Raw genomic sequence first — 8,128 nt, 5'->3', positions numbered from 1 at the left:
CGGAAGCCCTTGTTGGCCAGGAACAACATCTGCGCTTCCCAGCTGTCGGCATTCAGTGGCCAGCCGTGACTGAACATCACCACCGGGCCGGTGCCCCAGTCCTTGTAGTAGATCTGCGTGCCGTCGGGCGTGGTGATCGTGGACGCGGTTCGTGATGGGGCCGCATGCGGGGGCGACATGTGCGAGTCTCCGGTGGTGCCTTTCTTTTCTTGACGGGCGGGGCACGGGTGGTTCGGGCAGCCGCCACTATCGCACGCGCGGGTCCGTTTCGGATCGACCCATGGGAGGGTCATGGCCTACGTCGATCGACGTATTCGCAACGCCGGGGCGACCGACACATCTTCCGGCATGAGCGACGCGACACCGATCACCATTCTCACCGTCGATGACCATGCGCTGCTGCGCGCGGGGCTCGCGGCCGTGATCGGGTCACAGCCGGACTTGCAGTTGGTTGCCGAGGCGTCCAATGGGGAGGAGGCCATCGAGGCCTATCGTCTGCACCGGCCGTCCATCGTGCTCATGGACATGCGCATGCCGGTCATGGACGGTGTGTCGGCCATCGAAGGCATCCGCGATGAATTCCCCGACGCCCGCATCATCGCGCTCACCACCTACGAAGGTGATGAGGACATTCACCGGGCGCTGTCGGCCGGTGCGCGCGGCTATCTGCTCAAGGACACGCTGCGCACCGAGCTATTGCAGGTGATTCGCAGTGTGCATCGTGGCATGCGTGGCATTCCCGCGCCGGTGGCGGCACGCCTCGCCGAACACACCCCGCGCATCGCGCTCACGACGCGCGAACTCGAGGTGCTCGAGCTCATGGCGAAGGGGCTCAGCAACCCGGATATCGCGGCCCAGCTTGGACGGGCTGAAAGCACCATGAAGGTGCATGTGCGCAACATCCTGCAGAAACTGGGTACCGACGACCGCACGGCGGCGGTGATGATCGCACTACGTCGCGGCATCATTCATCTCGACTGAGGCGTCGAATTTCATCTCGACGGACGCGCGCCGGATACGCCGCGTGGTCAGGGCAATCGTCGTGCGGTGCCGGACGGGAGTGGCACCCGCACCGACACAGTGGTGCCACTGCCCAACGCGCTCTCGATGGACAAAGTCCCACCGATCTGTGCTGCGCGCTCACGCATGCCGCGCACGCCCCAGCGTCCACCTTCACTGGTGGGTTCCGGAATGATGGGGTTCATGCCTCGTCCGTTGTCTTCGACAGCCAGCGCGATGTCCCGCGCACTGAAGGTCAGCTGCACCCGGATCACCGACGCTCCCGAATGCTTCACGGCATTGGCCACTGCCTCCCGGCCGATACGCAGCAAGGCAGACTCGATGGACGGCGCCATGCGCTGACGTTGCCCGTGCACGGTGAATTGCAGGGCGATGGCTTCCGCGTTGATGGTACTGCGCACGGCCGCTTCGAGTGCGCCGGCGAGATCCTGTTCGCCCAATTCCGGGGCGCGCATGTCCCACACCATGGTCCGTGCTTCGCGCAATGCGCCGTCAGCCTGGGTGAGGATGCGCTCGAGCGAGTCGGAGGCTTGTGTTGGTGATTGCTGGATCTGGCTCTGTACCGCCTGCAGTTGCAGCGTGATGCCGGTGAAGCCCTGCAACAGCGTGTCATGCAGTTCACGGGCAATGCGGCTGCGTTCACCCAACTCGGCGTCGAAGCGGGCCTGAATACGCTCGGCGGCACCACGGGTGCGGGCGCGGAGTGATGCACGCACCGCGAGCACGATCCCCCCCGTCACCGCCAATGCCGCGATCACGATGAACCACCAGCTCTCGTACCATGCCGGACGCACGCGGAGACCAATCGTGACTTCCTCGCCCGGCGTATCCCCGGTCATCCAGCTGCGCACGCGAAAGCGATAGCGTCCATGCCGCAGTTGTGTGTAGCTGGTCACCCGCGGGCCACTCACGTCCTGCCAGTCACGGTCCACGCCATCGAGGCGATACTGCAGGTGCACCCGCTCCGGGATGTGCAGCGCGGTCGCGGTGAAACGGATCTCCACACGATCCGGATGCGGTGGGATGTCGACCGAGGCACCGAGCGGAATTGCTCTTCCCGCAGCCACTACGGACTCGATGAGTGTATGCGGCGGGAAAGGGCGGGGCGGCATGTGCTGTGGATCGACCACGGCAAGTCCAGCCGGTGTGGCAAACCACAGGCGTCCATCCCGCGTATGCGCGGTGGCATGGCGATCACCGCCCACGAGTTTGGGTGACACCAGTCCGTCAAAGGCGTCGAACCATTCTACCCGGGGAGTCGCTGTGGTGTCAGACGCGCCAGCATCGGCGGCGCGATGCATGGCATCCACGCGCACTCGCCCGATGCCCAGATCGGAGCCGAACCAAAGATACCCGTGGGCGAGCTGCAGGGCGGCAGAACCACCGCGCAGGGTGGCGGCCGTGCCGGGCACCGCCACCCGTGTGAAGCGTCCGCCGGCAATACGCGCGAACTGATCTCCGTTGAGCGCCCACAGTGTATCACCGCCTTCGACGAGCATCTGGCCGAAGCTCGTGCCGTGTGGTGGCACAATGCGATCGGCGATGCGATCACCGGTTCGATCGCCGGTGCGATCGCTGGTGATGCGCAGCAGTTGTTCCGGATTCTCCTGCGCGACCCAGATATTGCCGAGTGAATCCTCGACAATGCGGTTGGCCCATGTTGCCGCGGTGGAAGACGAATCCGGGATGCGCTGGAACTGTCCGTCGCGCACCACGCCGAATCCACCACCACCGCCGTTGAATGCAACCCAGAACCGCTGGCGACGGTCTTCGGTCACCAGAAACGGGACAAAACCGGGCCAGTTTGCCGGACGACTGACCGTGAAGCGGCCCTGCGTGAAGCGCAGCAACTGCAGACGGTTGTCCATCGCCCAGGCATCCTGTGCGTTCCGCTTCGAGGTGCCGAGCAGGAGGTACCGATTGGGAGGCGGTGGTGTGAAGGCACGCACGCGAATGGGTCCGACTTCGTGGCGGATGATGCCGCCGTCGGCGAGGTACAGCGTGGGATGACCGAAGTCTTTCATCCACAGCGCGCCACCGGCATCGGGGAAGAGCAGCCCCGGTGTGGCGAACGGCAGTCCGTCGGCCGCGCCAAGCGTGATGAACGGCGCGGCCCGAAAACGGTCGAGCCCACCGTCCGTGGTGACCCACAGACTGCCGTCGGCATCGAACAGCAGCGCACGCGTCACCGCATCGGTCAGCCCTTCGTGTTCGGCGAAACGTTCGACGCGTCCGTGTTTCCAGCGCAGCAGGCCATGACCACGCGACGCCACCACGACCGAGCTGTCCGGCAGTTCCACGGCGCGAACAGCATTCACTTCGCCGTTGGGTGACGCGGGGTCGCGCAGTCCGCGCCAACTCCCTCCTTCGCGATATTCCACGCCGTTGTTGAGGATCCAGAGCGTGCCATCGCGCGTCTGCAGCAGCGGGCGCATGCCGGAGTCGCCGCTGTAGTTGACGGGCATCGGTGTGGACGTGCCGTCGGCAGCGATGTGCCACATCTGACCGGAACGCGTGCCCAGCCACATGCCGTTGGCCGTATCGCGCGCAATGCCCTGTACCTGCGCGTTCGTGACGCCGGGTGGCAGGCGCGGCGATGTGATGCCACCCTGCCGATCGATGATGAACAGCTGGCCGCACATCGCCCACAGACGCCCGAGGCCATCTTCGATGATCGTGGAGACGCGTCCGCGCTCGGCGTTGGCGGGCATCACTTCGCGGAATGTGCGGTCCCGATACTGTACGAGGCCGCCGTCGGGTCGGCTGATCCAGAGCGCTCCATCGCGGTCGAGTAGTTGCGGCGCGAAGGTGCCCGTGACAGACGACCGCAGGGCGGGGCTGTCCGTGGAATCGAAGCGCACGAACCGTGCGCCGTCGAACCGCAGCAAGCCGCCGGACGTGCCAAGCCACAGGTAGCCGTCCGCCGAGCGGCGCAGCGCATTGATGCCGGATGCGGGCAATCCTTCGCGCTCGGTCCACGCCGCGTGATGCATATGCGCCAGACTGCGCTCGATCATGGGGGGCTGCGCATGGGCGCGCATGCCGGCCAGCGCGAGCAGGGCCACCGCAGCGAGATGCCGGGTCCGCACGACAACACGACCGCGAATGGTTGGCAGGCTCACGGGTCGGGCTCGGTGATTGGCATGAGATGGCGCAGGCGCGCGGATATTACTGTCGCCGGTTGGGAATGCACAGCCTGTGACGCAACGATTCACGGCATCGCACTGTCCCAAGGCGTGTCGTCACCTCCATACGCCCGCAATCCCCTGCTGCCATGCGCCTCCTCCACTGGCTGCCTGCACTCCTCCTCGGCTTTCCCGTCGTCGCGCTCGCCCAGCCGGAAACCATCCGGGGCCGCATCACCTCCGACAGCGGACGCGTGATCAGTGCGGCCACGGTGTTCGTGACCCGTGGCCCCGATCGACTGGTGCAGACGGTGGCCACGAACGACAGTGGTCGTTACACGGTCACCTTCGACCCGGGCACGGGTGACTACCTCGTGGCCGTGCAGGCGGCGGGTTTCAAGGGCGCACGTCGACGCATCACGCGCGTGGGCAATGAGCGCGAGTACACGGCCGACTTTGTGTTGTCAGGCAACGTGACGTCCTTGGATGCAGTGCAGGTGACGGCCAACCAGCCGGTGCGCGCCACCACGGCGGTGAATCCCTACACGCAGGAGACTGGCTCGGCCGAGGCGTGGCGGCAGGGGGCGAGCGCGGGATTGCCGCCCAGTGTGGCAGGCGACATCTCGACGACCGTGTCGACCATTCCCGGGGTGGTGATGGGGCCGGGCGGTCCGTCCATGCTTGGCGCGTCGGGCACGAGCAACCTGACGACCCTGAATGGCATGGCCATGGGCGCGTCGAGTGTACCGCGTGCGGCACGCGTGGAGACTCGCGTGACCGGTGCCACCTACGATGCCACGCGCGGTGGATTCTCCGGCGCGAACATCGACCTGCGTCTGTCGGGTGGCAGTCGTGACAGCCAGAATCGCAACCTGTTCTTCACCGGTGACATGCGGGCACTGCAGGCCACCGATGCCGTGGGGCGTGCGCTGGGTGCCACCAATCAGATGTGGCGTGCGTCGGGTGGTATCGATGGGGAAGCGATTCGCGGTGTGATGACGTACAACATCTCCGTCGACGCCTCACGCACCGATCGGGCACTGGTGGACATCACGGGCGCTGATGCCTTGGCATACGAGCGTTCAGGTGTGGCGCTCGATTCGGTGCAACGTGCGCGTCAGGTGGCGCAGGGGTTGGGGTTGCGACTGCGTCCGTCGGGTATTCCCACCGCCGTGCGCCGCGATGGGTTCGGTGTCATGGCGCGGTTCGATGACACACGAGACACGAGTCGCACGCGGTTCCTCACGGTGTATGCGAATCAGTCTGAGAATGACAACGAGGGATTGTCGGCCCTGATGGCGCCCGGCGCTGGGGCAGCACGTCGTGAGCGCGCCGCCGGTGCCATGCTGTCACTGGGCCGGTGGTCGGGACCCGCTTTCTCCACGGTGCAGACCACACGTTTCAACGTGGGCATGGTCAACAACCGCACCACGCCGTATCTGCAGCAGCCGGCGCTCGATGTACTGGTGCGCACGACGGGCAGCACCGACGCCACCGATGCCGGCATCGCCTCGTTGTCGCTGGGAGGGCGTGGTAGTGAGTTGCTCGACAACACCCGTTGGACTGCCGAAGCGAACCATGAGTTCATGCGCAACATCCATGGCCGGCAGCATCAACTGCGGGCGATCGCATGGGCGCGCTACGATGGGCTGACGCAGCAGGGCGGTGCCAACGGCGTGGGGCGATACACCTATGCTTCGCTTGACGATCTCGCGGCCAATCGGCCGATGTCGTATTCGCGCACGTTGCTCAACCCCGAACGTGAAGGGCAGGTGTGGAACAGTGCGGTCGCGCTTTCGCACACCTGGGCGCCCAGTCGGTTCTTCTCGCTGATCTACGGCGCGCGCGTGGAAGGCAACGGCGCTCTTGGCGGGCCGGCGCGCAACGAGGCGCTGGAGAATGCACTGGGCATTCGTACTGGTGGTGTGGCGCCGCGGGTGCATGTGAGCCCGCGCGTCGGCTTCACCTACGCGTTCAACAAGGCGCGCGACAACGGGTCGGGCATGTCGGGCACGCCATTCGGAACATGGTTCCGCTATCCCACCGGTGTGCTGCGCGGCGGTATCGGCGAATTCCGCGATCTCTGGCGCCCCGATGTGTTGGCCGATGCGGCGGCGCGCACGGGATTGCCGGGCAGCGTGTTGTCACTGAATTGTGTTGGTGCCGCCGTGCCGCTGCCGTCCTGGTCGGCCACGGATGCACCTTTGCCCACCCAGTGCGCCGATGGCGGTGGACCACTCGGTGAACGTGCGCCATCGGTATCGGTGTTGAGCCGCAACTTCGATGTGCCGCGCAGCTGGCGCGCCTCGCTCGACTACAACACCTCGCGCTTCACGATGGTGTTCCGGGCCAGCGCGCTCGCCACACTCGATCTCAACCAGCCATCGCTGGTGGACCGCAACTTCGCCGGCGTATCGCGCTTCACGCTCGCCAATGAGGGCGGGCGCACGGTGTTCGTGTCACCGTCGGCCATCGATGCGGCCACAGGCGCCCTGTCACCTGCCGAGGCGCGGCGCACCAGCGCGTACAGTCGTGTGGACATGCTCACCAGCGACCTGCGTGGCCGTGGTGGCCAGGTCACGTTCAGTGCGGGCCTGGATCGATTCAATCGCAAGTGGCGCGGCTGGCCGTTCATGACGGTCAACTACACGGTGCAGCGCATCGATCGACAGCAGCGTGGCTTCGATGGCGCCACCTTTGCGGATCCCGCAGCCGTGGAGTGGGCGCCGAGCTTCGCGGACGCGCGGCATGTGTGGCTGCTCCAGTTCGGACGCGGTGGGCGCCTCGGCAACTTCTCGGCTTTTGCACGCCTGCAGTCGGGATTGCCGTTCACACCGCTGGTGCAGGCTGATGTGAACGGCGATGGTCGCGGCGGCGATCGTGCGTGGGTGCCCGATCCGGCCACCACCAGCGACGCCGCACTCGCATCGGGACTGCGCGGTCTGCTGGAATCGGGCAGCCCCGTGGCGCGTGCCTGCCTGTTGGCCACCATGGGACGCAGCGACACCCGTCAGGCCTGTCGCGGCCCGTGGACCCGCACGCTCTCGGTCAGCTGGGCGCTCCCCATCAACTACGGCGCCACGAACTGGCGCAACCGCGTCAACGTGACGTTGTTCGCCAACAATGTGCTCTCGGGCGTGGATCAACTGTTGCATGGCGAGAACATGCGTGGCTGGGGTGGTGTGTCCACGCCCGATGCCACGCTGCTCGTGCCCCGTGGTTTCGACGCCAGTGCGCGCGCCTTCCGCTACGATGTGAATCCGCGCTTCGCAGAGACGCGCCCGGCACGTCTGTCGTGGCGCGATCCCTTCCGCGTGACGCTGGACATCAGTTTGCGACTGCACACCGACTATGACCTCCAGGCCCTGCGCCGTGCCATCGAGCCTGTGCGCATGAGCGGTCGGTGGGAACGTCGTGGTGAGGACTCACTGGTCTCACGCTACCTGCGGGAGACGTCGAGCATTCACAAGGTGCTCGTCGAGGAAGCGGACACGCTGTTCCTGCTGCCGCCGCAGATCGACAAGCTGCGCCAGCGCGATTCCGTGTTCAGTGAGCAGGTGCGCGAGTTGTATCGACCGCTGGCGCAGTTCCTGGCCGCGCAGCCGGAGGGTGTGGCGAGCAAGCAGGCGCTGGACTCGGTCAAGACCGTGCAGAAGGCCTATTGGGAGCTGTTCTGGAAGCAGCCGGAGATCGCGGCAGAGGTACTGGACCCGCAGCAGATGGACGTCATCACACTGCTCAAGGACATGCTCACTGTGCCGGCGCCGCAGCGAAAGCAGTCGCGCTACTTCTTCGGTCGCAGTATCACGCTCAAACACACGGTGCCGCAGGTGCGGAAGTAACGATCAGGCGGCTTGACGAAGGCGGAGGGCGGCCCGCCTTGCGGGGGTCGTCCCAGGGCCCTAATATCGGCAGACCGAAAAAATACCGAAGCCCGGAACTTCGGTGTTCGCGCCCTTCCGCCCAAGGAGTCAGCCATGCCC

4 protein-coding genes are annotated in these 8,128 nt (G+C 65.9%); 2 read left to right on the top strand and 2 right to left on the bottom strand.

The genetic code is table 11. The annotated features are described in order from the left end of the window. Nucleotides 1-179: alpha/beta hydrolase (locus tag VGE27_RS19520; protein WP_345788036.1), on the bottom strand; the 179-nt coding region annotated here is incomplete at its 3' end. A gap of 112 nt (nt 180-291) precedes the next feature. On the opposite strand from VGE27_RS19520, the gene VGE27_RS17440 reads away from it, so the two are divergent. Continuing rightward, nucleotides 292-981 (top strand): response regulator transcription factor, encoded by a 690-nt coding sequence (locus tag VGE27_RS17440; RefSeq protein WP_331050957.1) that lies wholly within the window; start codon nt 292-294, stop codon nt 979-981. Between the two features lie 47 nt (nt 982-1,028). Here the strand turns inward: VGE27_RS17440 and VGE27_RS17435 are convergent, their stop codons facing one another. Continuing rightward, nucleotides 1,029-4,142, bottom strand: a complete 3,114-nt coding sequence (locus tag VGE27_RS17435; protein ID WP_331050956.1) for a sensor histidine kinase — start codon at nt 4,140-4,142, stop codon at nt 1,029-1,031. A gap of 152 nt (nt 4,143-4,294) precedes the next feature. Here VGE27_RS17435 and VGE27_RS17430 point away from each other — a divergent pair, with 152 nt between their 5' ends. Beyond that, nucleotides 4,295-7,987: a carboxypeptidase-like regulatory domain-containing protein gene (locus tag VGE27_RS17430; protein ID WP_331050955.1), complete on the top strand. Its 3,693-nt coding sequence runs from the start codon at nt 4,295-4,297 to the stop codon at nt 7,985-7,987. Nucleotides 7,988-8,128: the final 141 nt, after the last annotated feature.

The sequence above is a fragment of the Gemmatimonas sp. genome (assembly GCF_036405635.1).
GTDB lineage: Bacteria > Gemmatimonadota > Gemmatimonadetes > Gemmatimonadales > Gemmatimonadaceae > Gemmatimonas.
The sequence above is the reverse complement of the archived record's forward strand: the minus strand, read 5'-3'. Positions and strand labels throughout refer to the sequence as shown.